This window comes from Flavihumibacter sp. ZG627 (assembly GCF_000814325.1).
In the GTDB taxonomy this organism is placed as follows: domain Bacteria; phylum Bacteroidota; class Bacteroidia; order Chitinophagales; family Chitinophagaceae; genus Flavihumibacter.
On record NZ_JPHF01000003.1, the window covers coordinates 501,870 to 526,416 of the forward strand.

The 24,547-nt window shown below is 42.8% G+C and carries 23 protein-coding genes; 7 read left to right on the plus strand and 16 right to left on the minus strand.

Annotated elements, in window-relative coordinates; genetic code table 11:
- The first annotated feature begins 16 nt into the window (after positions 1-16).
- Positions 17-328, plus strand: a complete 312-nt coding sequence (locus HY58_RS09180; RefSeq protein ID WP_371197902.1) for a YbjQ family protein — start codon at positions 17-19, stop codon at positions 326-328.
- Positions 329-344: 16 nt separating this feature from the next.
- Here HY58_RS09180 and obgE read toward each other — a convergent pair whose 3' ends face one another.
- The 11 genes from obgE to HY58_RS09235 form a co-directional block, all read right to left on the minus strand.
- Complete coding sequence (gene obgE, locus HY58_RS09185) at positions 345-1,349, minus strand: GTPase ObgE (RefSeq protein ID WP_039130777.1); 1,005 nt, start codon at positions 1,347-1,349, stop codon at positions 345-347.
- Between the two features lie 59 nt (positions 1,350-1,408).
- The gene (locus HY58_RS09190; protein ID WP_039130780.1) at positions 1,409-2,011 is read right to left on the minus strand and encodes a transferase hexapeptide repeat family protein; all 603 of its coding nucleotides are present in this window, start codon (positions 2,009-2,011) and stop codon (positions 1,409-1,411) included.
- 9 nt (positions 2,012-2,020) lie between these two features.
- Positions 2,021-2,761 carry a hypothetical protein gene (locus HY58_RS09195; RefSeq protein ID WP_039130782.1) on the minus strand — a complete coding sequence of 247 codons (741 nt, stop codon included), beginning with the start codon at positions 2,759-2,761 and terminating at the stop codon, positions 2,021-2,023.
- Positions 2,762-2,832: 71 nt separating this feature from the next.
- Positions 2,833-3,261: a hydroxyphenylacetyl-CoA thioesterase PaaI gene (paaI, locus tag HY58_RS09200; protein ID WP_039130785.1), complete on the minus strand. Its 429-nt coding sequence runs from the start codon at positions 3,259-3,261 to the stop codon at positions 2,833-2,835.
- 3 nt (positions 3,262-3,264) lie between these two features.
- Positions 3,265-4,038: an enoyl-CoA hydratase-related protein gene (locus HY58_RS09205; RefSeq protein WP_156123630.1), complete on the minus strand. Its 774-nt coding sequence runs from the start codon at positions 4,036-4,038 to the stop codon at positions 3,265-3,267.
- Positions 4,039-4,078: 40 nt separating this feature from the next.
- Positions 4,079-4,606: a 1,2-phenylacetyl-CoA epoxidase subunit PaaD gene (paaD, locus tag HY58_RS09210; protein WP_082022112.1), complete on the minus strand. Its 528-nt coding sequence runs from the start codon at positions 4,604-4,606 to the stop codon at positions 4,079-4,081.
- Positions 4,607-5,416 (minus strand): 1,2-phenylacetyl-CoA epoxidase subunit PaaC, encoded by an 810-nt coding sequence (paaC, locus tag HY58_RS09215; RefSeq protein WP_039130789.1) that lies wholly within the window; start codon positions 5,414-5,416, stop codon positions 4,607-4,609.
- Positions 5,417-5,438: 22 nt separating this feature from the next.
- On the minus strand, positions 5,439-5,819 hold the full coding sequence (gene paaB / locus HY58_RS09220; protein WP_082022113.1) for a 1,2-phenylacetyl-CoA epoxidase subunit PaaB: 381 nt from the start codon (positions 5,817-5,819) through the stop codon (positions 5,439-5,441).
- Between the two features lie 23 nt (positions 5,820-5,842).
- Entirely contained in the window at positions 5,843-6,787 is a 945-nt protein-coding gene (paaA, locus tag HY58_RS09225; protein WP_216593786.1) for a 1,2-phenylacetyl-CoA epoxidase subunit PaaA, read from the minus strand.
- A 115-nt stretch (positions 6,788-6,902) separates the two neighbouring features.
- A complete protein-coding gene (gene paaE / locus HY58_RS09230) occupies positions 6,903-7,985 on the minus strand; it encodes a 1,2-phenylacetyl-CoA epoxidase subunit PaaE (RefSeq protein WP_039130792.1) in 1,083 nt (360 codons plus the stop codon).
- A 45-nt stretch (positions 7,986-8,030) separates the two neighbouring features.
- Positions 8,031-8,621 carry a TetR/AcrR family transcriptional regulator gene (locus HY58_RS09235; RefSeq protein WP_039130793.1) on the minus strand — a complete coding sequence of 197 codons (591 nt, stop codon included), beginning with the start codon at positions 8,619-8,621 and terminating at the stop codon, positions 8,031-8,033.
- Between the two features lie 187 nt (positions 8,622-8,808).
- On the opposite strand from HY58_RS09235, the gene HY58_RS09240 reads away from it, so the two are divergent.
- Positions 8,809-9,741, plus strand: coding sequence for a PfkB family carbohydrate kinase (locus HY58_RS09240; RefSeq protein ID WP_039130795.1), 933 nt, complete (start codon positions 8,809-8,811; stop codon positions 9,739-9,741).
- 3 nt (positions 9,742-9,744) lie between these two features.
- On the opposite strand, the gene HY58_RS09245 is transcribed toward HY58_RS09240, so the two are convergent.
- Positions 9,745-11,445: a lamin tail domain-containing protein gene (locus HY58_RS09245; RefSeq protein WP_039130798.1), complete on the minus strand. Its 1,701-nt coding sequence runs from the start codon at positions 11,443-11,445 to the stop codon at positions 9,745-9,747.
- A 233-nt stretch (positions 11,446-11,678) separates the two neighbouring features.
- Here HY58_RS09245 and HY58_RS09250 point away from each other — a divergent pair, with 233 nt between their 5' ends.
- Entirely contained in the window at positions 11,679-12,668 is a 990-nt protein-coding gene (locus tag HY58_RS09250; protein ID WP_039130800.1) for an aspartate-semialdehyde dehydrogenase, read from the plus strand.
- Positions 12,669-12,748: 80 nt separating this feature from the next.
- Here the strand turns inward: HY58_RS09250 and HY58_RS09255 are convergent, their stop codons facing one another.
- A complete protein-coding gene (locus HY58_RS09255; protein ID WP_039130803.1) occupies positions 12,749-13,417 on the minus strand; it encodes a DUF2461 domain-containing protein in 669 nt (222 codons plus the stop codon).
- 77 nt (positions 13,418-13,494) lie between these two features.
- On the opposite strand from HY58_RS09255, the gene HY58_RS09260 reads away from it, so the two are divergent.
- From HY58_RS09260 to HY58_RS09270, 3 genes are read left to right on the plus strand one after another with little or no spacing between them, the layout of a single operon-like run.
- Positions 13,495-15,210: an IlvD/Edd family dehydratase gene (locus HY58_RS09260; RefSeq protein ID WP_039131178.1), complete on the plus strand. Its 1,716-nt coding sequence runs from the start codon at positions 13,495-13,497 to the stop codon at positions 15,208-15,210.
- A 16-nt stretch (positions 15,211-15,226) separates the two neighbouring features.
- Positions 15,227-15,988 (plus strand): SDR family NAD(P)-dependent oxidoreductase, encoded by a 762-nt coding sequence (locus tag HY58_RS09265; protein WP_039130805.1) that lies wholly within the window; start codon positions 15,227-15,229, stop codon positions 15,986-15,988.
- A 9-nt stretch (positions 15,989-15,997) separates the two neighbouring features.
- Entirely contained in the window at positions 15,998-16,894 is an 897-nt protein-coding gene (locus HY58_RS09270; RefSeq protein WP_039130809.1) for an SMP-30/gluconolactonase/LRE family protein, read from the plus strand.
- Between the two features lie 16 nt (positions 16,895-16,910).
- On the opposite strand, the gene HY58_RS09275 is transcribed toward HY58_RS09270, so the two are convergent.
- The 3 genes from HY58_RS09275 to ligA all read right to left on the minus strand — a co-directional run bounded on the left by HY58_RS09275 (position 16,911) and on the right by ligA (position 21,494).
- The gene (locus tag HY58_RS09275) at positions 16,911-18,746 is read right to left on the minus strand and encodes a UbiD family decarboxylase (protein WP_039130811.1); all 1,836 of its coding nucleotides are present in this window, start codon (positions 18,744-18,746) and stop codon (positions 16,911-16,913) included.
- 88 nt (positions 18,747-18,834) lie between these two features.
- Complete coding sequence (locus tag HY58_RS09280) at positions 18,835-19,398, minus strand: NUMOD4 domain-containing protein (RefSeq protein WP_039130813.1); 564 nt, start codon at positions 19,396-19,398, stop codon at positions 18,835-18,837.
- Between the two features lie 53 nt (positions 19,399-19,451).
- Complete coding sequence (gene ligA / locus HY58_RS09285; protein WP_253271536.1) at positions 19,452-21,494, minus strand: NAD-dependent DNA ligase LigA; 2,043 nt, start codon at positions 21,492-21,494, stop codon at positions 19,452-19,454.
- A 146-nt stretch (positions 21,495-21,640) separates the two neighbouring features.
- Between ligA and HY58_RS09290 the strand changes: the two genes are divergently transcribed.
- Complete coding sequence (locus HY58_RS09290) at positions 21,641-24,541, plus strand: alpha-amylase family glycosyl hydrolase (RefSeq protein WP_039131179.1); 2,901 nt, start codon at positions 21,641-21,643, stop codon at positions 24,539-24,541.
- The last annotated feature ends 6 nt before the right edge of the window (positions 24,542-24,547 follow it).

A 24,547-nucleotide genomic window follows, 5' to 3' on the forward strand; every position in this document is an offset into this window, starting at 1 on the left:
AAAAAAACCCATGATCATGACTACCACACCCGGCATTGAAGGTCGGCCCGTTCAGCAGTACCTTGGCATAGTAACAGCGGAAACCATTATAGGCGCCAATGTTATAAAAGATATTTTTGCCGGACTTCGCGATTTCTTTGGAGGTCGTTCAGCAACTTATGAAAAGGTGTTACAGGAAGCAAAGAATGCCGCTATGCAGGAACTTATGCATAAAGCACAAGGCCTTGGAGCAAGTGCTGTTGTGGGAGTAGACCTCGATTTTGAAACCATTGGAGCAAACGGAAGCATGCTTATGGTAATTGCAAGCGGTACGGCTGTTCGACTGTGAATCCAGTAAAAACTTATTATTCCGCAGGTTTATTCATAACGTTCCAGAGAAGGTCTTTTAATTCTATTAAGCCCTGCTGCGTTAGGGAAGATATGAATACATGCGGAATACCTGCTGGCATTTCCTTGCTGATGGCCACTTTCAATTCATCATCAAGCATATCACTTTTGCTGATTGCGATAACGAATTCTTTCTGTAACATTTCCGGGTTATATTCCCGAAGCTCATTCAGCAAGATCTCAAATTCTTTCCGGTGATCTTTGCTGTCGGCCGGAATCAGGAAGAGCAAAATTGAATTCCGTTCAATATGCCGAAGGAATCTATGCCCCAGCCCTCTGCCCTCTGCAGCTCCTTCAATAATTCCAGGCAGGTCTGCTATACAGAATGAGCGTCCATTCCTGTATTCCACCATTCCAAGCTGTGGATTTATTGTTGTAAAAGCATAATCAGCAATTTTTGGTTTTGCGGCTGTTATAACACTGAGCAAAGTGGATTTACCGGCATTGGGAAAACCAACGAGTCCAACATCGGCCAGAACTTTCAGTTCAAGTATCTTAAAACCTTCAACACCTTCTTCACCTGGTTGGGAATACTCTGGTGCCTGATTTGTGGCAGTTGCAAAGTGGGCATTCCCAAGTCCGCCACGCCCTCCTTTCATTAGGATGATTTCCTGGCCGTCTTCCAGGATCTCCGCTTCTTTTTCACCCGATTCATCATCCATTACGATTGTACCTAACGGCACATCAATATAAATATCCTTTCCACTGCGGCCGGTAGAGTTATTACCACTTCCACTTTCGCCATTCTCGGCAAGAATATTCTTATGATAACGAAGGTGTAGAAGAGTCCAGAGATTTTTATTTCCCCTTAATATGATATGTGCACCCCTTCCACCATCGCCACCGTCAGGACCAGCCTTCGGGTTGAACTTGGTGCGCATAAAATGTTTACTACCCGCGCCGCCATGGCCACTGCGGCAAAATACCTTGATCTGGTCTACAAAATTTGATTTTTCTGACACGATTATTCGCTGTTGATTTGCGAAGGTAAACCTAATTCTATTAAGCCCAGAACCTTGGCTTAGCTATCGTTCCGCTTTAAAGATTGCCAGGTTTCGTAGAGTATTTCCTGGGATGGCCTGTCATTTGGTATAACCGAAAGAGGTTCGCATGGCTGACTCTGCGCATGCATCTCAGCGGGTAAAGCCTGATATAAAGCCGTTCCCTTTGTTTTCCATTCAAGCATTTCATCATTAACCTCCCCGATGGTTCTGGCCGGGTTACCAACCACCAGACTTCTCTCCGGAATATTTTCTCCCTGCTTCACAAAAGATAAAGCGCCAACAATGGAACCGTCGCCCAGGTCCACATTGTCCATGATCACGGCATTCATCCCTACGAGGCAGTTTCTTCCGATCTGTGCGCCATGAATTATGGCCCCATGTCCAATATGTGCACCTTCTTTGAGCCTTACTGTAATACCCGGGAACATATGAATGGTACAGTTCTCCTGCACGTTGCAACCATCTTCCAGGATAATTCCACCCCAGTCGCCACGAAGTGCTGCACCAGGGCCAATATAACAGTTCTTTCCTATTATCACATTTCCGGTTACACATGCTTGTGGATGTACATAAGAGGAGGGGTGCACTACGGGAACAAAGCCCTTGAATGAATAGAACATATTGTAAAACTACAAACTTGGTTCAAATACAGCTGCCGTGGAAGGAGCTGATTCCTGTTTCCTTTTTTTGAATGGCCTTTTTCCGGTTGCGTTTTGAATAAGTCGGGTACAAAGGAATATAATTCCAGCCGTTCCAGCTATCGCAACTAAAACAGCAATTGCATCGGCGCCACTACAGGCTATTGAACAGACTAATACACTCAATAAAAGTGCAAGCCCAAGTCCTAGCAGAATAATCAAAAATATCTGAACTCCTTCATCATCTTTCCCTTCCCGAATTGCCTTTTTTAAAGCTTTCCACTGGGTACGTAGTTCTTTCTTTTTAGAGGATTTTGACAGGATTGTTGTTTTTTGTGAAGAAGGGTTTGATACCAGCGCTGACCCTTTTGGCTGATCTCCCGTAACATTTGCGGCGTTTGTAGTTTGTCTTGAATTTGCCAAAATTGCATTGTTATTAAGGCATGTAGCTATTATTATGCAACTGCTGATGGCAACAGTTATTTCCAATCCCTTTCTCTTGTAATAGCTGCTCTGGTAGCTCAACCTTGCTTTGTAGCGTGGGTAAAGAAGAACGCAGAGTCCTATCACAGCCAAAGAAATAAATACCAGACTGGCAGGTAATTCGATGCCGGCTTTTCCCAGAATGTTTGCCATCCTGTCGACCAGAAAGAATAAAGCAATCTGGATTATTGTAATGAGAACGCGAGCAGCATACACATGATTTTTTGCCCACAGGGATATCCTTTTCATATAACATGGTTTATGGGTTGGCATTAATATCCGGCGTTAATTCGTGTTAACGGGGATACTATAAGGTACAATTAATTCCTTAGCTTTTTACCTGTTCTGAAACATGTGCCTTTGAAAAGTGCAACTTGCTGGCCGCGCTGGTTAGTTATGGTTACGAGGTACACTCCGGTACTTCTTCCATTATGAATTTCTTTGGCTTCCGCAGTGAGGGTGTCTCCAATATTTACAGCTTTTATGAAACTGGTGGTAACATCCAGAGCTACTGAAAGATTATTGCGGTTATTGCAGGCAAATGCAAAGGCGCTGTCTCCTAGACTGAAAGCAATTCCACCATGCGCTATGCCGAATCCATTCACCATTTCTTTTCTAACTGTCATACGTATTAGACTATAACCTTCGCTGACAGAAAGGAGTTCAATTCCAAGCCATTGACTGAAGAAATCATTCTCCATCATATGATCAACCACCTGCTGGAATTCAGACCTTATATTAGTATCCATAAATTATTTTCCTTTGAAAACCGGCACTCTCTTTTCTAAGAATGCCTGAACACCCTCTTTAAAATCATCTGAAGTAGCCGCGCGCTGCTGAAGTTTATCTTCATTCTGCAATTGTTCTATGAGCGTATGGGTTTGTGACCATTGCAAAGCTTTTTTAGTATGAGCTAAACCAACTGTGGGCATGGAAGCCAGTGTAGATATTATTTTATCTACCTCTGAGGCAAAGCTTTCATCATCAAAATATTTATATATCATTCCCAATCGTTCTGCTTCTTCTGAGGTTATTTTATCACCCAGCATCATCAGAGCACTTGCTTTCTGGTGGCCCACCAAACGGGGCAGGAAGAAGGTGCCACCACTGTCAGGTATCAGCCCGATTTTAGAAAAGGCCTGTATGAATGATGCTGAACGTGAGGCTAAAACAATATCACAGCAAAGCGCAATATTAGCACCTGCACCTGCAGCTACCCCGTTCACAGCAGCTACAACTGGTTTGCGTAGATCACGGATGGCTAAAATTATGGGGTTATAGTGTTCTGATAATATCCTTGCCATGCCTGGGCCCTGGGGATCCACCACTTCTGCAAGGTCCTGTCCTGCACTAAACGCCTTGCCCATACCAGTTATAACCACACAGCGGATCTCGTCAGATTGGCATTGCTTTAGTACATCCTGCATTTCTAAAGCCATTTCACGATTGAATGAATTTAGTTTGTCAGGTCTGTTAAAGGCGATCCTGGCAATTCCACTGTGGGATTCAAATAGTATGGATGACATGATGATCTGAAATTAGTGATGTATTGGAAACAATGTTGAATCAATGGCATTTAAAATAATCGAAAGGCTCCTGGCAATCACCACATTTATAAAGAGACTTGCATGCGGTAGAACCAAATTCACTAATCATCCTGGTATTCCATGACCTGCAATGCGGGCATTGAACTGCTTCTTCTCTTTGGAAATACTCCGGCGTGCAGACCTGTTGTTTAGCATTTGGTGGAGCAATACCATAAGCCTGAAGCTTTTCCTTACTAGCTTCTGTCATCCATTCAGTAGTCCAGGCAGGTGATAGAACGGTTTTTATAATCACTGGACCAAATCCGTTTTCCAACAATATCATTCTTATATTCATGCTGATTACATCCATGGCCGGACAACCAGTATAGGTAGGCGTAATTGTTACCTCAACAGATTTGCCGGACACAATGACATTACGAATAATACCAAGATCAATAACCGAAAGCACAGGTACTTCAGGATCAGGAACTTCTTCCAGCAATTTCCATACCGTGTAAGCTCCTGGATCATTAATAGCCGATTGCTTATTATCGTTTATAGCTTCCATTTACCATTCACTATTGGGATAAGCTCTTTGGAGGTACTGCATCTCTGCAAGAAGAAATCCAAGATGTTCCGTATGTACACCATTCTTACCACCCTGCTGCATCCAGGTGTTTGATGGCAATTCCAATGTAGCTGTTTTAAATGTATTGCTGATCTTTTCCATCCACGCCTGCTTCATTTCACTTACGAAAGGAGCTATTCCTGCTGAGGCAATTTCATTTTCATAGTCGGCAGGATGAAATAATTCGCCCGTGAAAGCCCAAAGGCTTTCTATTGCGTTGATCAAACGTTGCCTGCTTTCATCGGTACCATCACCCAGCCGGATTATCCATTCTCCACTCCAACGAACATGGTATAAAACTTCTTTCAAAGATTTCTCCGCGATAGCAGCTAATTGCAAGTCGTAGCTTTTCTGCATCCCCCTGTAAAGTTGTTCCTGGTACGCGCTGAATAAAAACTGCCGGGTTACAGTGCGGGCCCAATCACCATTGAGTTGTTCAACCAGTAAACAGTTCCTGAACTCATTTACATCACGTAAATAGGCCAGGTCATCTTCATCAATTTCACCGGGAACCTTTTGGAAAGCAGGTGAGTTAATGATCGATGATAATGCATCATTATTCTTATTGAATACTAATGCTGCATATTGATAGAGATTTCTTGATTGTCCAATAAGATCGAGCGCAATATTGGAAATGGCGATATCCTGTTCGAGGTTGGGCCCATGACCAGTCCATTCGCTATTGCGATGACCAAGTATAAGCGCATTGTCTGCCAGATGAAGTGTATACAGGAAAAGTTCTCGATTCATAATATTACTATATCTACTTCTGTTACATATGTTTCAATTCATCGGGCAAATCATAAAATGTGGGATGTCTGTATACTTTGTCATTGGCAGGATCATATAAACTTTCAGCGTCATCCGGGTTAGAAGCATGGATGTATTTGCTTTCCACCACCCATATACTTACCCCTTCCTGTCGTCTAGTATATACGTCACGGGCATTTTCTATGGCCATTTGTGCATCGGCTGCATGCAGGCTACCTACATGTTTATGGTCAAGCCCCTGCTTACTCCTGATAAAAACTTCCCAGAGTGGCCAGTCGCGGGTTAAATCCTCAAAGCCACCGCCCATACCTGTACCTGATGATTTTACCCCCTCCCGGTCTCCAAAATCACCATATAATTGATTTTTGATATAGTATTTCATAGCTCTATATTTTATGGTTGCTATCAGGCCACTGATCTTTCTGTTTTCATACGTTGCTTCTCTGCATATGCCATTGCAGCATCTCTTACCCAGGCACCCTCTTCATGAGCTTTTATGCGTGCTGCAAGCCTTTCGCGGTTGCATGGGCCGTTACCACTAACCACATTCCAGAACTCCTGCCAGTCGATAGTGCCGAAATCATAGTGACCCTTTTCCTCATTCCACTTTAAATTATCATCAGGGAGGCTCATGCCCAGCATCTTTACCTGCTCTGCACATACATCAACAAATTTCTGTCGCAGTTCATCATTAGTGAATCTTTTGATTTTCCATTTCATGCTCTGCGCGGTATGTGGCGATGCATCATCTGAGGGACCAAACATCATCACACTCGGCCACCACCAGCGATTTATGGCATCCTGGCACATTGCACGCTGCGCTTCAGTACCCCTGCTTAGGGTTAATAAAATTTCGAAACCCTGACGCTGGTGAAAACTTTCTTCTTTACATACCCTAACCATGGCCCTGGCATATGGTCCGTATGAAGTGCGGGTAAGTGGAACCTGGTTCATTATAGCTGCACCGTCCACAAGCCACCCTATGGCACCAATATCCGCCCATGATAATGTTGGATAGTTGAATATGCTGGAATATTTCGCTTTACCAGAATGGAGTTGGTCGATCATTTCTGCGCGACTTGTACCGAGCGTTTCAGCGGCACTATACAAATAGAGTCCATGCCCTGCTTCATCCTGTACTTTAGCAATAAGTGTTGCCTTTCTCCTGAGGGAAGGGGCGCGGGTAATCCAGTTTCCTTCAGGCAACATGCCTACTATTTCACTGTGGGCATGTTGTGAAATTTGCCTGACAAGGGTCTGGCGGTATTTCTCCGGCATCCAGTCGCGGGGTTCAATCCTAATCTCCTCATCGATCTTACCTTGAAAATATTGCTCCTGACTTTGGTTCATTTGCGTTGTTTCCATCCTTCAAATTTAGGAAATTAAACTAACAATTGTTAGTACCCATCTGACCTATGTCGCGACTTAAATTCGAACGTATGTCCTGACATATGTCAGACGGATATTATTTGGAATCGAAATCCACCACAACAGAATCTGTTCGTGGATGACTCTGGCAGGTTAGTATAAACCCTGCCGCCAACTCATCGGGTTCAAGTGCATAGTTCATGTCCATAGACACCTCTCCACTAACAAGTTTTGCCCGGCAAGTGGCACAAACTCCACCTTTGCAAGCATAGGGCAGATCGGCGCCTTGCTTTAATGCTGCATCCAGAATGGAGATGCTATTAAAGGGAAGTTCGAAATCAAACCCAACACCATCGAGCCTTACCGAGACCCTGGCAACTGGTCCATTATTTGTTTTATCCGCGGCCGTTACTGCGTTATCTTTTAGTTTTTGTCCTGGAGTTGTAAAGAGTTCGAAATGCATCTTAGGGGATGCAACTCCGTTATCCAATAAATAATCACGAACAGAAAATATCATTTCTTCCGGTCCACATATAAAGAACTGATCAGTTGCCGGAATATTCACCAACTTCTTTGAAAGTTGGGCCACTTTTTCTGCATTGATACGGCCAGCATTAATAGCTGAATCGGTGCGTTCACGACTAAGTACATGGATCACACGGAAGCGGTTGATGAATCGGTTCTTCAACGCTTCCAGGGCTTCCTTAAAAATGATGGACCCTCGGTTACGGTTTCCATAAACAAGAGTGAAATTGCTTTTAGGCTCAGTAGCAAGGGTTGTGCGGATTATAGATAGTATGGGTGTGATTCCGCTACCTGCGGCGAAGGCCAGATAACTTTTCTTGTGATTGGCATCCAGGTCAGTATGAAATTTTCCAGTGGGAGGAAGCACTTCAAGACTATCACCCTTACGAAGCTTTTCATTAGCAAATTTTGAAAAACGACCATCCTTTACTGATTTAACTGCCACCCTGAGTTCATTGTCAAACGGGGAAGAACAAATGGAATAAGAACGCCTGATCTCTTCACCATTTAAGTGGGTACGAAGTGTAATGTTTTGTCCCTCCCTGAATCGAAAGGTCTCCTTTAGGTTATCCGGTATGTCAAAGGCAATTGAAACACATTCATTGGTTTCTTTTCGAATATCGCTGATAGTAAGCTTGTGGAAATGGATAGACATTGCAATCGTTCTAATAATAACGTGAATAACCTTGTGTGAAGGTGATTATGCTTTAAGGCCTTCGATCATGATGAGGACCATATTCTCTTCAAGTTGTTTGGGGCTAATCTTTTCCTTGCTTCGATGCCAGCTTTCTATGCCATTCACAGCATGTAGCATTATTAGTACAACGGTAGGGGCATCCACGTCCTTGATCTCTTTGTTAGCAATGCCTTCTTCAATGATTCCGGCAATCCTTTTTCTGTATGCCCGGCGTTGGTTGTGGTAGTTTGAAAGATATGGGTCGGAAAGGTGTCGCCATTCACGATCGGCCACAATCACCATTTCATAATGATTGAACATTTGTTGGATATGAAATCGCAGAATTGCCTCCACCTTTCGGATATTAGCGATGCCGCTTGCTTCGATTTCATCACATTTCTGATTGAAGGCGTTGGCCACCTTGAAACATATCTCCTGCAATAGTTCCTCTTTACTCTGAATATGGTTATAAAGACTAGCGGCCTCAACACCTACTGCTTCTGCGAGATCACGCATGGAAGCGGCCTTAAAGCCTTTTTCCCGGAAGAGTCTGGTGGCAGCATCCACAATCACTTCTTTCTTGGTACCGTTGGTTTTGCTTTTGATCTTAGCCATAACATCCAAATATACAAACGAACAGCTGTTAGTTGCATGTCCCTATTCCCCCCAAACCCAATATTTTGGAAAAAATCGGCTAGTTTTGCGCCGGTTTATGGTTTTAAACCGGTTCCGCAGCAATTTCTAAGGGCTGGATTTACATTTTTAACCGTAAGCTTCAAATCTCAAACAACAAACCTCTTATATGTCTTTAATAGTTGTGGGTACCATGGCCTTTGATGCCATTGAAACGCCTTTCGGAAAAAGTGGCCAGATCGTTGGTGGGTCCGCTACTTATGTAGCCTGGAGTGCTTCCAATTTTGTTCGTCCGGTTAACCAGATTTCAGTGATAGGCTATGATTTTCCTCAGGAGGAGCTTAATGCGCTGGCCGCCAGGGGAGTACAATTAGAAGGGGTACAAATAAAACAGGACGAGAAATCGTTCTTCTGGGCGGGAAAATATCACATGGATATGAATACCCGTGATACGTTAGACACCCAATTAAATGTGTTGGCCAATTTTAATCCTGTTGTACCAGACAGTTACCAGGGTTCAGAATTTCTGATGTTAGGAAACCTGATGCCCAGTCTCCAACTGAGTGTGATAAAGCAATTAAAGCAACGTCCGAAGTTAATAGTAATGGATACAATGAATTTCTGGATGGATATTGCTATGCCCGATCTGGAAGAAGTTTTAAAGGAAGTGGATGTTTTGATGTTGAATGATAGCGAAGCGCGTCAGCTGAGTGGTCAATTCTCATTGGTAAGGGCTGCAAAAGAGATCAGGAAGATGGGCCCTAAATATGTTGTTATAAAAAAGGGTGAGCACGGTGCACTATTATTCCACGAGGAGAATGTATTCTTTGCTCCTGCCTTGCCTCTCGAAGATGTATTTGATCCAACAGGAGCTGGGGATACCTTTGCTGGTGGTTTCATTGGTCATCTTGCTGCTACTAAAGACATCTCTTTTGAAAATATGAAAACCGCAATAATAAAAGGTTCTGCACTTGCATCCTTTTGCGTGGAGAAATTTGGCACCACCAGAATGAAAGAAATTACTATTTCGGATATTGATCAACGTGTACAACAATTTGTTGACCTTGTAAACTTCGACATTACACTGACGAATAATATTTGAGCTTCAGAAATTTTTATTGGCAAGCGTTACCGCAAATCGGTAACGCTTTGTTTTTCCTGTTAAATGGAATACATCAGTTGAAATAATATAGATTCCCGGTCCTGAAATTTTGCCTTTGTCATCCCGGCCGTCCCAGCTGTAATTCCCTTCCCTGCCACAGAGAGCATTGTTCGCCAATTGCCGGAGAAGCTGACCATTCCGATTAAAGATGCGGACGGTAGCAACTGTTCCTGCTTCCTGAAAACGATATTTAATTTTACACTCCTCTTCAATTCCATCACCATCAGGTGAAAATAGGGAGGGTTCTGCCCATATTTTATCGTCATGGATCTGGTAATTTAAATGTTGAGAATTTTGGTATCCGGGAGTGCCATATCCTGAATGTATTGCGGCCGAGTGCCAATTGTTTTTGTCTTGTGTTTCAGCGCGGGGATCGATCTTTTCCAGTGATACACCATCTTTTATTCTCACTAGTTCAGAATGCCAGTTTTCATGATACTTCAGCTCGTCAATAACTTGCATAGCCGTATCCAGCAGAACTATATTTCCTGTTTCATTAGGCCATGATGGAAGATCTGCAATCAGCACCACCTGTGATGGAGCCTTAAGATGATACTGCTTGCCAACCCATGCAAGATCTGTCGTGAACGCCATATGATCGCCTGGGAAAAGATAACGTGTAGACTCCCCGAGAGGCTTCACTGAACTGATCTCTGCTCTGCTATTGCGGTTCCCTACCAGTAAATAGTTTAGGTCTATTATTTTATTGCCATTATTATATATCTCAAAATAATCACTTCCTCCAGACGGAGGGTCATTCATGATTTCGTTGATAATGATATTTTCCGGATGAGTTTGGGGAATCCCGGTTTTGGTCTGATTGAAAGTACTTAATGGTTGCTGTAAACAATTTTGCAGGTCTCTGGCAGTGATATTATAAATCTTACCAGGCTCCATAGCATCGTTTAACTCTATGCGGATCAAATTGTATAATGGTGATAATGGAACCACATTATTAATCGTTATTGGCGGCTCCAGAAAGTATCTTTCACTCAATCTTGCAGAAGCTGTATCAACAGCGTCATTAAATACCAATATTATATGCATGGAATCCAATGTATATGCATGCAATAAGCTGAAGTGTTTGGAATCAGGTATTGAAATTTGAGAATTATTTGGTATGCCCGGACTTCCACCCAAAGGGTTATTACTAGCGATCCAATTAGATTGGATGGAACAGGCTGCTTTTAAATCCACAAGCTCCAAGCTCCAGCCACCATCTCTTTTATTGGCAGGCATAATTATGGGATTATAACTGACTGCATGGTGTATTGCCGAATCTCTATCATAAAGAAAAAGGGTATCGCTATCATTCAATAGGATGGGGAACCGCTCGATACCCCAAACTCTTCCATATACCTGTAAATGAGATACTGATTCTTTACTACAGATAATAATTATACTGTCTTTTTCGAGTATAACGCCATCCTCAATAATAGCCGGATTATGCCCGGTTCCCAGTCGCCAACCCGAGAGATCAATTCGCTCACCGCTAATATTTGTTAACTCTATGTATTCCTTCGGAGGAAGTGCCACCGCCGGAACCGGGTCTGCCATAATTTCTGTTATTACTACCTTTAACCCTTGCCCATAAAGAGTTTGAGTACAGAGAATGAACAGTGCTATAATAGATTTACCAAACATATCATAAAGCTCGTTTTTGCCCGGATGATATGCAATAGCAAAATAATATTTGGGTGAAAAAACCCTTCACTGTATTTTCGTATTCATGGCAATGATGAAACATACTACGAAGATTAAGAAACAGCTCCCAGAGCAGGAAGGTGTTTGATAGTCGTATATATTCGTATAAATAGACTCAAGCCTTCCCATCAGGGAAGGCTTTTTTTTAAACAAAAAAGCAAGCAAAACGAAAAATGAAAGTCGCAGTTGTGGGTGCCACCGGTCTTGTTGGCACCAAAATGTTACAGGTTCTGGCAGAGCGGAATTTTCCCCTCACCGATCTAGTGCCCGTGGCCTCTGAAAGGTCAGTTGGAAAAGAAGTGGTGTTTAAGGGAAAATCATACAAAGTAGTTAGTATGGAAGATGCTATCGCAGCTAAACCTGATGTGGCATTGTTTTCAGCAGGGGGTAGTACCTCTCTGGAATGGGCACCGAAATTTGCAGAAGCAGGGATAACGGTAATTGACAATTCTTCCGCATGGCGTATGGATCCCTCAAAACCACTTATTGTACCGGAAATCAATGCTGATGTTTTGACATCTGCGGACAAGATTATTGCCAATCCCAATTGTTCTACCATTCAGATGGTTGTAGCACTGAACCCCCTTCACAAAGAATATGGTATCAGAAGACTGGTTGTGTCTACCTACCAAAGCGTTACCGGAACAGGCGTGAAAGCGGTTACTCAATTAATGAACGAACGCGAGGGCATCGGAGGGGAGATGGCATATAAATATCCTATCGATCTAAATGTTATTCCTCAGATTGATGTTTTCATGGATAATGGCTACACTAAAGAAGAAATGAAAATGGTAAATGAAACTAAAAAGATAATGCGTGATGATAGTATAAGAGTTACTGCTACCACGGTACGAATACCAGTAATGGGAGGTCATAGCGAAAGTGTAAACGTGGAATTCAATAAGGATTTTGATCTCACTGAAATCAGGTCTCTCCTATCTGAGGCTCCGGGCGTTATTTTGGTAGATGATCCTGCAAATGCACAATATCCTATGCCAAAAGATGCACATGAAAAGGATGATGTATTTGTTGGCAGGCTTCGTCGTGATGAGTCACAACCAAATACATTAAACATGTGGATCGTCAGTGATAATTTGCGCAAAGGTGCTGCTACCAATGCGGTTCAGATAGCAGAATATCTACTCGGAAAAAACCTTTTATAATTAAAAAGGAATAAGTAAGATTTAAGATTTAACCATATAGATCTTAAATCTTACCTCTTACCTCTTACTTCTTACCTGCCTCAGTCTTCCAAAGCCCTGTTCAGAAACTGCAAAAGAGGCTGCAAAGTTTCAAAAGAATCTAGAATTGTTTTAACGAGTGTTTTATCAACCAGATCATCATCAGATAATGGTTTGTCAGCTATATAGCTTTTAAACAAAAGGTAGGGTGCCGCAGAACTGTCTTTGTCAAAACCCTGCGGAACTCGGGAGAGCTTAACACCTTCCCATTCAGAAAGAGAACCGAATACCGATTTGAATTTTTTGGATTGGAGGATTTTAGTGAATTCCTCGAGGTTATAATCGATCTCCTGCCTAACTTTTTTAAGTGCAGGAGGCATAGGTACATATAATCCGCCACCTGTAAAACTTTGGCCTGGTTCGATATGAATATAGTAGCCAGCCAGACCTGATTTTTTTCCACCCCCATTTATACTGGCTCCGAAATTTGTTTTGTAGGGGGATTTATCGTTACTGAAACGAACATCGCGGTTGATACGAAACATACACTCCTTTGCTTTCAGGTTGGCAATCAAAGGATCCTTTTTACCATGCATATCAATAACCGACTGAACCAGCTGTTCCATATCTTTTTTAGCATGCTCATATTCCTTTCGATGTTCATCGAACCAGGGCTTATTGTTGTTTTTCTTTAATGATTTCAGGTAAATGACAGTTGATTTTTGAAGCATACTTCAAAGTTGCAATAATTTTTCAATACTATTATTTGGTCGGGAGTTGCTGCTGAATGCTTAATTTAAAGCAACATATGAAAGAGATAACCTTGAGAAGCGCAGAATGGTTTGGCCGGGAGGGTAAAGATGGGTTCATTTACAGGGCTTGGATGAAAAACCAGGGCATACCTGATGAAACCTTTAATAATAGACCCGTCATAGGTATTTGTAATACCTGGAGCGAGCTTACGCCATGTAATGCGCACTTCCGCGAATTGGCCGAATCGGTTAAGCGGGGTATCCTGCAGGCAGGTGGTTTTCCCGTAGAGTTTCCTGTTATGTCGCTCGGCGAAACACTTATCAAACCCACGGCTATGCTCTACAGGAATCTCGCGAGTATGGATGTGGAAGAATCTATCAGGGCTAATCCACTTGACGGAGTAGTACTGCTATGCGGCTGTGATAAAACTACTCCTTCCTTAGTAATGGGAGCCTGCAGTGTTGACATACCAGCAATAGTTGTTTCCGGGGGGCCGATGTTAACCGGAAATTATAAAGGTCAGCATATTGGTACCAGTGATGTGTGGCGCTACCATGATGAGTTGCGTGGAAATAGGATGGAGGAAAAAGAGTTAAGGGAAATTGAATCGGCGATGTGCAGGAGTAGGGGAAGTTGTGCAGTAATGGGAACTGCATCCACGATGGCATGCATGGTTGAGTCATTGGGATTATCTCTCCCTGGCAATGCTGCTATACCAGCTGCAGATGCGCGTCGTAAGGTTTTAGCTGAAAGATCAGGGCTTCGCATTGTGGAAATGGTTAAGGAAAATCTAACACTTTCTTCAATTCTTACAAAAGAGGCATTTGAAAATGCAATAATGGTTAATGCTGCTATTGGCGGTTCAACCAATTTTGTAATTCATTTATTAGCAATAGCTGGTCGAATGGGTATACCACTTGAACTCTCCGAGTTAGACCCACTTTCGGCTAACATCCCTCTGCTGGTTAATCTCCAGCCCTCAGGCAATTTTTTCATGGAAGACTTTTATTATGCGGGTGGATTGCCAGTAGTAATGAAGGCTCTTGAGAAACATCTTCATCCTCATTGTATAACTGCAAACGGTAAAACAGTGAAGGAAAATAATAATGACGCAATAGGTTATAATGAAGAAGTTATTGCAAAGATTGATAGTCCTTTTAATCTATCCAGTGGCTTGGCAGTACTTAAAGGAAATCTCTGTGAGAATGGCGCGGTTATTAAACCATCGGCTGCTAGTGCCCACCTGTTGCAACATACGGGTGCTGCGGTTGTATTTGAAAATATAGAAGATTATAAAGCAAGAATTGATAGTGATGATCTGGAAGTGGATGAGTCGTCTATACTTGTATTGAAGAATGTAGGCCCTAAAGGATATCCTGGAATGCCAGAAGTTGGTAATATGGGCCTGCCAAAAAAATTGCTCGATAAAGGAATAAAGGACATGGTGCGCATTTCAGATGGGCGGATGAGTGGCACGGGCTTCGGTACAGTGGTTTTGCACGTGTCACCTGAAGCAGCATTGGGCGGTAATTTCGCTGTTATTCGAACTGGCGACATTATTACACTAGATCTCTCAAACCGCGCCCTATCCGTTGCCCTTACTGAAGAAGAACTCGCTGAAAGGAAAAGTACTTTTGAACCCGCACCAGCACTTACAGAAAGAGGTTATGTTAGCCTTTATATAAATCATGTTCAGCAAGCTCATTTGGGAGCAGACCTGGATTTTTTACGTGGTAACTCGGGGAGCAAGCTCAGCCGGGATTCTCATTGAGATAAAAAATACTGATATGAAGTTTAAGGATAAAGTAGCTCTGGTAACCGGTGCCGCGCAGGGGATCGGTTTTGAGATTTGCAGTCAGCTTGCTTCACAGGGGGCAATCGTAGTTCTGAATGATATAGACTCTGTACTTGCGGAAGAAGCAGCAAATAATATAAATAAGGAATTACCTGGCTCTTGTATTTCGTTTCCCGGTGACTGCGGTGATACCGGTTTTATAACCAGAATGATAGAGACAACAATATCCCGGTTTGAGCAATTAGATATCGTTATTGCAAATGCGGGGATCACTCTGTTTGGCGATTTTTTTACCTATTCATCACAGGATTTCAATAGGGTGATGTCGGTGAATCTCAGCGGCACATTTTTTTTGACCCAGGCTGCAGCACTCCAAATGCGTAACCAGGTAAATGGGGGAACAATTTTATTTACATCTTCTGTTACGGGGCACCAGGCTCATAAAGATCTCGCAGCGTATAGCATGAGTAAAGCTGCGGTGGAAATGCTGGCACGTAACCTTGTAATTGAACTTTCTCCCTATGGGATAAATGTAAATGCGATTGCACCTGGTGCTACACTAACGGAGAGAACACTTAATGATCCGGATTATATAGAAACCTGGTCTAAGCTAACACCTATGGGTAGGCCGGCAACGGTTAATGATATAGCTGGAATTGCACTGTTTATGGTTTCTGATGGAGCGAAACATATAACCGGCCAAACTATTGTTGTTGATGGAGGATGGAGTTGCATAAGCCCTTCTCCTTTTTAAATTATTTTTATGAAAATTAGAGCAATAGAAGCAAATGTCTCTGTAGCATCTCATCATAGCTGTTTATTGGGCGAAAGTCCTGTATGGAATACAGCCCTTAGCCAAATCATATGGGTTGATATTGTAAAGGGGGAGATTCATGAATTATCCGTGAAAACCGGATCAATGAAAACCATTCCGGTTAACCAGATGATAGGATCTTTGGCTATTTGCAGGAACGGAAATTATATCGCCGCTTTAAAAAAAGGACTCGCATTTGTTGATAGAGCAAATGGCGAGGTAAAAATGATTGAGGATACGCTTAACCTTGAGGAGGAAATTCGATTTAATGATGGAAAGTGTGACCCTGCTGGCAGATTTTGGGCAGGTACCATGTCCATGACAGATACAAAGGAAATTGGAGAAGTTTATATGGTGGATAAAGAACTTTACCCAAAACTAAAAATATCAAAAACTACTATTTCAAATGGAATGGCCTGGAGCAGGGAGAAAGACCGTTTTTATTTTATTGATACACCCACAATGACTGTAACAGCTTATGATTATAATAATTCGAATGGCGACATTTCAAACCCAAAAATTGTGATCATGGTGCCTAAGGAAGATGGGTCTCCCGATGGCATGACAATCGATAACGAAGGCATGTTGTGGATTGCTCATTGGGATGGCTGGCAAGTAACAAGATGGAATCCGTTTACAGGTGAAAAACTCCTTCAAATTCCGATGCCAGTGGCCAGGCCAACCTGCTGCACCTTCGGGGGAGATGACCTAACTGACCTTTATATTAGTTCTTCGAAAGAGGGCCTCTCTGATAATGAATTAATTCAACAGCCTCACGCTGGTAAACTATTTGTAGTCCGTAATTGTGGTTATACAGGAATTCCAACGGTTGAATTTGTGCAGTAATAGATTGTAGATTTAATCATAGGGCGGAAAGACTTCCTCCCTTAGCAAATATTCGATCTATTTTTTTTTCAGTTGCGGCATCGGTCTCAACAGGTGGTGCATGATGTGGTTTTATCCGGGCATCAATTACAATCGGGCCATTACAACCCCAATGCTTATGAGAGATAAAACTATCAATACCATATATGTCGTGTGATGGATTACATCTTGTAAAACTGACCCATAAAAAATTTCGAAGATTAGCAGCAATGAAGCCCGCATCGTCGCACCATATGATCAAAGGCAGGTCCTGGAGATTGTCTAACCTGTTTTTCAGCTGTTCATCCATTTTCTGAATAGTAGCATGTGCATCATGCTCCGTGCTATATCCTGAGGTTTGAATGGCAACTATACCTGGCATAACCCACTTTACATCCGTAATTCCTGTAAGGTCCTTAATAACTTGCGGAACCTCAGAACATAAGCTCCTTATTTCTTCACCATAAGCTGCAAAAACAACTTTACTGCCGGTATTGAGTCCTGTACCCGAATAATCAAGTGTATCAATTGTAGTATTAGTATAGAAATGAATATCACGGCTTGTGTTGATCCTCTTAAGTACAAACTGCAGGTATTCTTCAACGTTATGGGTAGTTAACCTGTTGCTATCATCAGCTGTTATGAACAGGAATTTAGCAAGGCTAAGCTGACCAGTTCCAAGAACGTGATTAGCAATAGTCAACAATTCTGCAGGTTGCTTTGTAGGTGTATAAGGGGTATATCTCTCGCTCCCAATTGCCAGTAGCAGAGGATGAACACCCGCAGCATCTACAGCATGCACCTCTTTTAATCCCGGCACCTCCTGAGGTATTGCAGCGCCCGTCATCTCATGAATCAGCTGGCCGAAACTGGTGTCTTCCTGTGGTGGCCTGCCTACAACTGTAAATGGCCAGATAGCATTTTTTCGTGCGTATACTTTATGTACACGCATTACAGGAAATGGATGCTTTAGACTATAATATCCCAGATGATCGCCAAAGGGTCCTTCAGGCTTGTTATCACCGGGATAAACTTCACCGGTGATAACAAAATCAGCATCAGTACTTATACAAAATCCATCTTCATAACTATATCGGAACCTACGTCCACCAAGTACTCCAGCGAATGTCATTTCGCTAATACCTTCTGGTAATGGCATCACTGCAGAAACTGTGTGGGAAGGAGGTCCGCCCGCAAAGACACTTACCTTCAGCGGCTGCCCCTTACTGTTAGCCTTGGTTTGATGAATGCCGATACCACGATGCAGTTGGTAATGCAACCCTACTTCCTTATCTGGTATATATTCATTACCAGAGAGCTGGATCCTGTACATTCCAAGATTTGCATGCATTATACCCGGCTTGTCAATATCTTCAGTATAAACCTGGGGCAGGGTAACAAAAGCGCCGCCATCCATTGGCCAGTGCTGTATCTGCGGAATATCCGAAACCCGGATCTCCTGTTGTAAAACTGGCTTATTGCCAGGATTTTTCATTGGTAAGGCTTTTATGGCAGCCAATGCGGCGCCAACATTTCCAAATGGATTCTTTAGCGCTTTCACTGGGTCATTTTTCAACACAATAATCTGTTGCACCGAGCGAAGGGTTTCCCTAAAAATAAACCTGCTCCTGTTAAGCGTTCCAAATATATTTGACGCTGCACGAAAACGACTTCCTTTTACATTTTCAAAAAGCAATGCTGGACCCTGTTGTTCGTATACCCTTAAATGTATGGCCGCCATTTCCAGATGGGGGTCAACTTCTTCTTTTATTCGTACCAGCTGTCCGTTTTTTTCCAGGTCTAGCAGGCATTCTTCCATTGATTGATAAGCCATATGCAAAAGTAATAGGTGAAAAAAGAAAAACACCGGCAAGCTTGCCAGTGTTTTTAATTCCTAAGAATATTTTGTATGTTTTCCTGACCTATTTCACTTTTGCCCAGTTTTCACCGCTTTTGATACGATACATGGTCATCTCACTCACCCCATATTTTTCAGCAAGTTGTCGAATAGTTAGCGTTCGTTTTTTACTACTTAAAGTCTTCTTAATAGACCGTACCTGCGTTGCATTTAGTTTTAACCCCGTTGACCGGTTAGCCTGGATTTTTTTGTAGGCAACTTTTGCAGGACTGCTCTGCTGGTGCTCAATCATTTCTTCAAGGGTTGCCCACTTGAGATTCTTGACGGAATTATCTGTCTTGTTGTGATTGATGTGAATCACATAGCGGTGCTTGTTAGAAGGTTTCTTGAGGAACAAACGCGCAATCTCCCGATGAATATACAACGTACCGTTATTTCCCGGTCGGTGTAGATTAAGCGTCTTGTATCCGGTGGTGAGAGAACCGTTAAGCAACTTGCCATCTTCATTGACAGATTCCGTGAAACTGGCAACACGGCCACTTGATGACAATGCATACTGTTTGCGAAGATGTTTCCATCCCGGAAACTGAAGTGGCTTCCATACTTCGCCTGATAATGATTTGATCATCGTACCCTTTTTTCTAAAGTTACGAAAAGATATGCCACAAAAGCATTATGCGTTTAATCCTTCCCGATCAATTTTAAAAATTCTTCCTCTGATATTATATGGATCTGGGAAATCTTTTTGGCTTTCTCAAGTTTCGAGCCAGCATCATCTCCTACAACCAGGTAGTTTAACTTGCTACTAACCCCACTCAGAAGCTTTCCCCCCTGCTCTTCAACCATTGCTTCGGCATCGCTGCGCTTCAATCGGTTAAGGGTACCCGTGAACAGAAATGTCTGCCCTGCCAAGGCACCTCCGGTAAAGCTTTGTTTTTTACCTGATTGCAGGTTTAGTCCCAGTTTTTCCAACTCTCCCAACATTTGAAGATTGGAGGGGTTGCGAAAAAATTGGTAAATACTGGCAGCAACCTTAACGCCCACATCTTCCATGTTCTGCAATTCCTCCGTGCTCAATTTGCTTAGATCCATAAGGTGATCAATGGATTGGGCTAAGGTTTTAGCTGTAGTTTCTCCGACATACCTGATCCCCAGGGCAAAAATCAAACGGTATAGGGGCTGCTGCTTTGAATTTTCAATGGCAGAGGTAAGGTTTGTGATCGATTTTTCACCAAATCCCTCCATGCCTCTAAGCCTGTCCAGTGGTAATGAATAAATGGATGGGATATCAGTCAGAAAGCCCATTTCATAAAACTTACGGACATTTGCTTCACCAAAATTCCTGATATCCATAGCATCCTTTGAAACAAAATGAATAATTCGTTCTACAACCTGGGCTGGACAGTCAATATTTATACAACGCCAAACGGCCTCTCCCTCTTCCTTGAAAAGTTGGGACTGGCATTGGGGGCATCTCTGAGGAAATTTTATCGGTTGCTCATCTCCGTTTCTAAGCTCCGGGAGTGATTTTACTATATAAGGGATAACGTCTCCGGCGCGTTCTACAAGAACCATATCACCAAGCCGAAGGCCTTTTTCCTTGATCACTTCCTCATTGAAAAGTGATATAGATCCAACCGTGACCCCACCAATATGAACTGGGTCAATTTTTGCCACCGGAGTTATGGCTCCTGTACGCCCAACCTGGAACTCAACTGCCCTCAGACGGCTTGTAGCTTGTCTTGCCTTAAATTTAAATGCAATGGCCCAGCGGGGGTGGTGGGTGGTCATTCCCAGTTTTTCCTGGAGCGATACTTCATTCACCTTAACCACCATCCCATCTATTTCATAGGGAAGATCATCTCTACCGGCCTCAAATTCACGGCAATATTCTATCACATCCTGGATACCATTAAATACACGTTTTTCATGCTCGGGACTCCTAAAACCGAGATCCCATAACATCTTTAGGCTTCCAGAATGTGTAAGCAAGGTAGAATTCGGCTCGCCATTATCAATATGGTAACTGATATGGTAAAGAAATGCTTCCAGATTGCGGCGACGCACTTCTGCCGGATCTTTAATTCGCAGCGAACCAGAAGCCGCATTGCGGGGATTTGCTAACGGCGGTAGATTCTGTTCGGCAAGTTTATCATTAAATCGTTTGAAGTTTTTCTTTGTTAACAATACTTCCCCCCTGATCTCAATTTGCTGTATGCCATAGGCAGAGAATTTTGCGGAAAGCGGCACAGATCGGATCTGCCGGATATTAATAGTGATATCGTCACCCTGAACGCCATCTCCCCGGGTTGCAGCCCTTACAAGCAGATCGTCTTCATATATAAGAGATATGCTGGCCCCATCAAATTTTGGTTCCACACTGTATTCAACAGACTTTTCCTTTGATCCCTCACGTACGCGGCGATCCCAGTCGAGAAGGTCATCCGCATTATAGGAATTCTCAAGTGAAAGCATTGGAACCAGGTGCGCAACGGTGGGAAAGGATGCAGTTAAAGTACTCGCTACCCGCTGGGTTGGAGAGTCGGCTGTTATTAAACCAGGGTTGTTGGCTTCAAGTTTTTCTAATGCTTTATAAAACTGGTCGTATTCGAAATCCGCTAAAATAGGGGAGTCCAACACATAGTAGCGGTATTCATGAAAACGGAGTATATCCCTCAAATCCTCGATTTCTGTCACAGGAATTTCGGGTAGCAAATGCTTCAATTCATTTGTTAGCCTCAATAATTTATTTATCTCTTGCTCCTTATACATAATCTGATTACCTATTACGGGCAAAGATTAAAAACTTCCACAAAATTTGGTCAGAATATTCAAATGTGTATTTTTAACACATTATTACGATGCTTGCCATGAGAAAATTTCTATTGCCCCTATTCCTGCTTCTGCTATGTGGATCCCTCAATGCTCAATTGATTTCAGTTAGCCCGACCTTCCCTAAAGACGGGGATGCAGTAACAATTGTTTTTGATGCATCAAAAGGCAATAAAGGACTCAACAATTATGTGGGTGATATATATATTCATACCGGAGTGATCACTGATAAAAGTACTGGTCCGGGCGATTGGAAATATGTGAAAATGACCTGGAATACCAATACGCCTGCTTACAAAATGACGGCACTGGGTAATAATAAATATGAATACAAGATCAGCAATATCCGCTCATTTTATGGTGTTCCGGCAGGGGAAGAGATTCGTAAAATGGCATTTGTTTTCAGAGACTATAATCCAGGAGGGAGTGTGCGTGAAGGAAAAACCTCAGACTTAAGTGTAGACCAGGGTAATATGTACTGGGATGTGTATCCAGCTAATACCCACGCGATCCGGTTCACCGAACCCGAATCTGAACCTAGGTATATACCTTATCTGCTACCTCAAAGCGCCTCGGTAGGATCTGTTATTAACCTCAAAGCAGTAAGTAGTAAAAATGCTTCCCTTCTTTTGATACTAAATGGCAACAATCTTCAGTCAGCCTCAAATGCCAGCATTATTTCGGGTATGGCTACCATAACAACCACCGGTGAAAATATATTTATTGCTACTGCAAATGATGGTATCACAACCGTTGGAGATACTTTCCGGATTTATGTAGCCCCTCCTGTAAACGTTTCGCCTTTACCTGCGGGTCTGAAAGAAGGGATTAATTACGAAGTTGGTGACCAGGCTGCAACCCTTGTGCTATATGCTCCAGGAAAATCGAGAGTTAACCTGTTAGGCGACTTTAATAACTGGACAGAAACCAGTGCATACCAGATGAATAAAACGGCTGATGGTAAGTTTTTTTGGTTGCGTATATCCGGACTTACACCTGGAATTGAATATGGATACCAATATCTGGTTGATGGTACTCTTCGTATTGGTGATCCTTATTGTGAAAAGGTCCTGGATCCATGGAATGATCCATTCATAGATCCAACAACCTATCCAAATCTGAAGGCCTACCCCACTGGTAAAACATCAGGAATAATAAGTGTTCTGCAAACAAAACAGGAGACGTATAACTGGCAGGCTACCGGATATCAGCGCCCTGATCAACGAAAGCTTGTTATGTATGAAGTCTTGTTGCGCGATTTCGTGACCAGGCACGACTGGAAGACTCTGAAGGATTCACTCGGTTATTTCAAGAATCTTGGGATTAATGCGTTGCACCTAATGCCTTTCAATGAGTTTGAAGGAAACCTCAGCTGGGGCTACAATCCTTCTTATTATTTTGCACCCGATAAATTCTATGGTCCAAAAAATTCCCTGAAAGCATTTATAGATGAATGCCATAAGAACGGTATAGCTGTTATAATGGATATGGTTTTAAATCATTCATTCGGGCAATCGCCAATGGTTCAGCTATACTTCGATGGTATCAGTGGTCGCCCTGCAGCAAATAATCCCTGGTTTAATCCTGTTGCCAGGCATGCTTTTAATGTTGGCTATGATATGAACCATGAAAGTGCAGACAGTAAAAGATTTTTTAGCAATGTGTGTGCATATTGGTTACAGGAATATAAGCTGGATGGTTTCCGTTTCGATCTTTCTAAAGGTTTCACCCAAAAGAATACCTGTGATGTTAATGGTGGCAATTGTGATGTGAATGGCTGGAGTGCGTATGATGCAAGCCGGGTGGCAATCTGGAAGGGATATTATGATACGTTGCAGAAGAAATCTCCAAACTCATATGTTATATTAGAACATCTTGGTGTTAATGATGAAGAGAAAGAACTGGCTTCCTATGGTATGATGCTATGGGGCAATATGAACTACAATTTTACAGAAGCTGCAAAGGGACAGATTAGCAATTCAAATTTCAGAGGTGCATTACACAGCGACCGGGGATGGCAGCAACCGCACCTTATCAGTTATATGGAAAGCCATGATGAAGAGCGCTCAATGGTGAAAGTAAAAAATGAGGGACTCAGCAGTGGCGGCTACAATACTAAAGACCCGGTCACAGCCTTGAAAAGAAATGAGTTAGCAGCCACATTTTTGCTTGCAATGCCTGGACCCAAGCTCATCTGGCAGTTTGGGGAGTTAGGTTATGACCTGAGTATCAATTACTGCAGCAATGGAACTATTAACAATAATTGCCGTACCGACCAGAAGCCAATACGCTGGAATTATTATACCGACCCCGATCGGGTTAAACTCAGGAATGTTTACCGGAGTATGCTTGAGTTAAGAAAGAATCCTTATTTCAGTGATCTTTTCGCTGCCGGATCAACTGCTTACGACCTTGCGCCTGCTTTAAAATGGTTACAGGTGACAACAGACAGTTCGAAAATGATGGTAATTGGAAATTTTGGCACTACCCAGGGAAATATTCAGGTGAGCTTCCCTCAGTCGGGCATATGGTATGACCTCTTAACAGGTGAGCCCATCGCTGCGACCGGTTCCGCTCAAAATATCCCGCTAGCTGCAGGCGCTTACAGAGTTTATCTCAACAGAAGCCTTGCCGGCACAACACCAACTCCTGTATACGATATAGACCGATCGGCGCTCCTTATTATGCAAGTTCGGCCAAATCCATTATCCTCAATGTCGGTCCTGCTCTATGAAATACCCGAATCGGGCTCCGTTCGGATATCACTGTTTGATATCAGCGGAAAGCTGGTTTCGTCTAGCAATGTAGGAAATAAAGCGAAAGGCGGCTACCAATATCGCTTTGATCCCGCAGTTATTGCAAGGTTGAGAAAAGGAGTTTATCTCGTTGAATTGCAGATTAACGATAAAAGAAAACTATTGAAACTGCTGGTGCAGTAAATTGCC

Excerpts from the sequence above, each read along its gene's own strand:
- HY58_RS09180 (WP_371197902.1), top strand. The coding sequence starts at position 17 with ATGACTACCACACCCGGCATTGAAGGTCGGCCCGTTCAGCAGTACCTT.
- HY58_RS09190 (WP_039130780.1), bottom strand. The coding sequence starts at position 2,011 with ATGTTCTATTCATTCAAGGGCTTTGTTCCCGTAGTGCACCCCTCCTCT.
- HY58_RS09195 (WP_039130782.1), bottom strand. The coding sequence starts at position 2,761 with ATGAAAAGGATATCCCTGTGGGCAAAAAATCATGTGTATGCTGCTCGC.
- paaI (WP_039130785.1), bottom strand. The coding sequence starts at position 3,261 with ATGGATACTAATATAAGGTCTGAATTCCAGCAGGTGGTTGATCATATG.
- HY58_RS09205 (WP_156123630.1), bottom strand. The coding sequence starts at position 4,038 with ATGTCATCCATACTATTTGAATCCCACAGTGGAATTGCCAGGATCGCC.
- paaD (WP_082022112.1), bottom strand. The coding sequence starts at position 4,606 with ATGGAAGCTATAAACGATAATAAGCAATCGGCTATTAATGATCCAGGA.
- paaC (WP_039130789.1), bottom strand. The coding sequence starts at position 5,416 with ATGAATCGAGAACTTTTCCTGTATACACTTCATCTGGCAGACAATGCG.
- paaB (WP_082022113.1), bottom strand. The coding sequence starts at position 5,819 with ATGAAATACTATATCAAAAATCAATTATATGGTGATTTTGGAGACCGG.
- paaA (WP_216593786.1), bottom strand. The coding sequence starts at position 6,787 with ATGAACCAAAGTCAGGAGCAATATTTTCAAGGTAAGATCGATGAGGAG.
- paaE (WP_039130792.1), bottom strand. The coding sequence starts at position 7,985 with ATGTCTATCCATTTCCACAAGCTTACTATCAGCGATATTCGAAAAGAA.
- HY58_RS09235 (WP_039130793.1), bottom strand. The coding sequence starts at position 8,621 with ATGGCTAAGATCAAAAGCAAAACCAACGGTACCAAGAAAGAAGTGATT.
- HY58_RS09240 (WP_039130795.1), top strand. The coding sequence starts at position 8,809 with ATGTCTTTAATAGTTGTGGGTACCATGGCCTTTGATGCCATTGAAACG.
- HY58_RS09245 (WP_039130798.1), bottom strand. The coding sequence starts at position 11,445 with ATGTTTGGTAAATCTATTATAGCACTGTTCATTCTCTGTACTCAAACT.
- HY58_RS09250 (WP_039130800.1), top strand. The coding sequence starts at position 11,679 with ATGAAAGTCGCAGTTGTGGGTGCCACCGGTCTTGTTGGCACCAAAATG.
- HY58_RS09255 (WP_039130803.1), bottom strand. The coding sequence starts at position 13,417 with ATGCTTCAAAAATCAACTGTCATTTACCTGAAATCATTAAAGAAAAAC.
- HY58_RS09260 (WP_039131178.1), top strand. The coding sequence starts at position 13,495 with ATGAAAGAGATAACCTTGAGAAGCGCAGAATGGTTTGGCCGGGAGGGT.
- HY58_RS09265 (WP_039130805.1), top strand. The coding sequence starts at position 15,227 with ATGAAGTTTAAGGATAAAGTAGCTCTGGTAACCGGTGCCGCGCAGGGG.
- HY58_RS09270 (WP_039130809.1), top strand. The coding sequence starts at position 15,998 with ATGAAAATTAGAGCAATAGAAGCAAATGTCTCTGTAGCATCTCATCAT.
- HY58_RS09275 (WP_039130811.1), bottom strand. The coding sequence starts at position 18,746 with ATGGCTTATCAATCAATGGAAGAATGCCTGCTAGACCTGGAAAAAAAC.
- HY58_RS09280 (WP_039130813.1), bottom strand. The coding sequence starts at position 19,398 with ATGATCAAATCATTATCAGGCGAAGTATGGAAGCCACTTCAGTTTCCG.
- HY58_RS09290 (WP_039131179.1), top strand. The coding sequence starts at position 21,641 with ATGAGAAAATTTCTATTGCCCCTATTCCTGCTTCTGCTATGTGGATCC.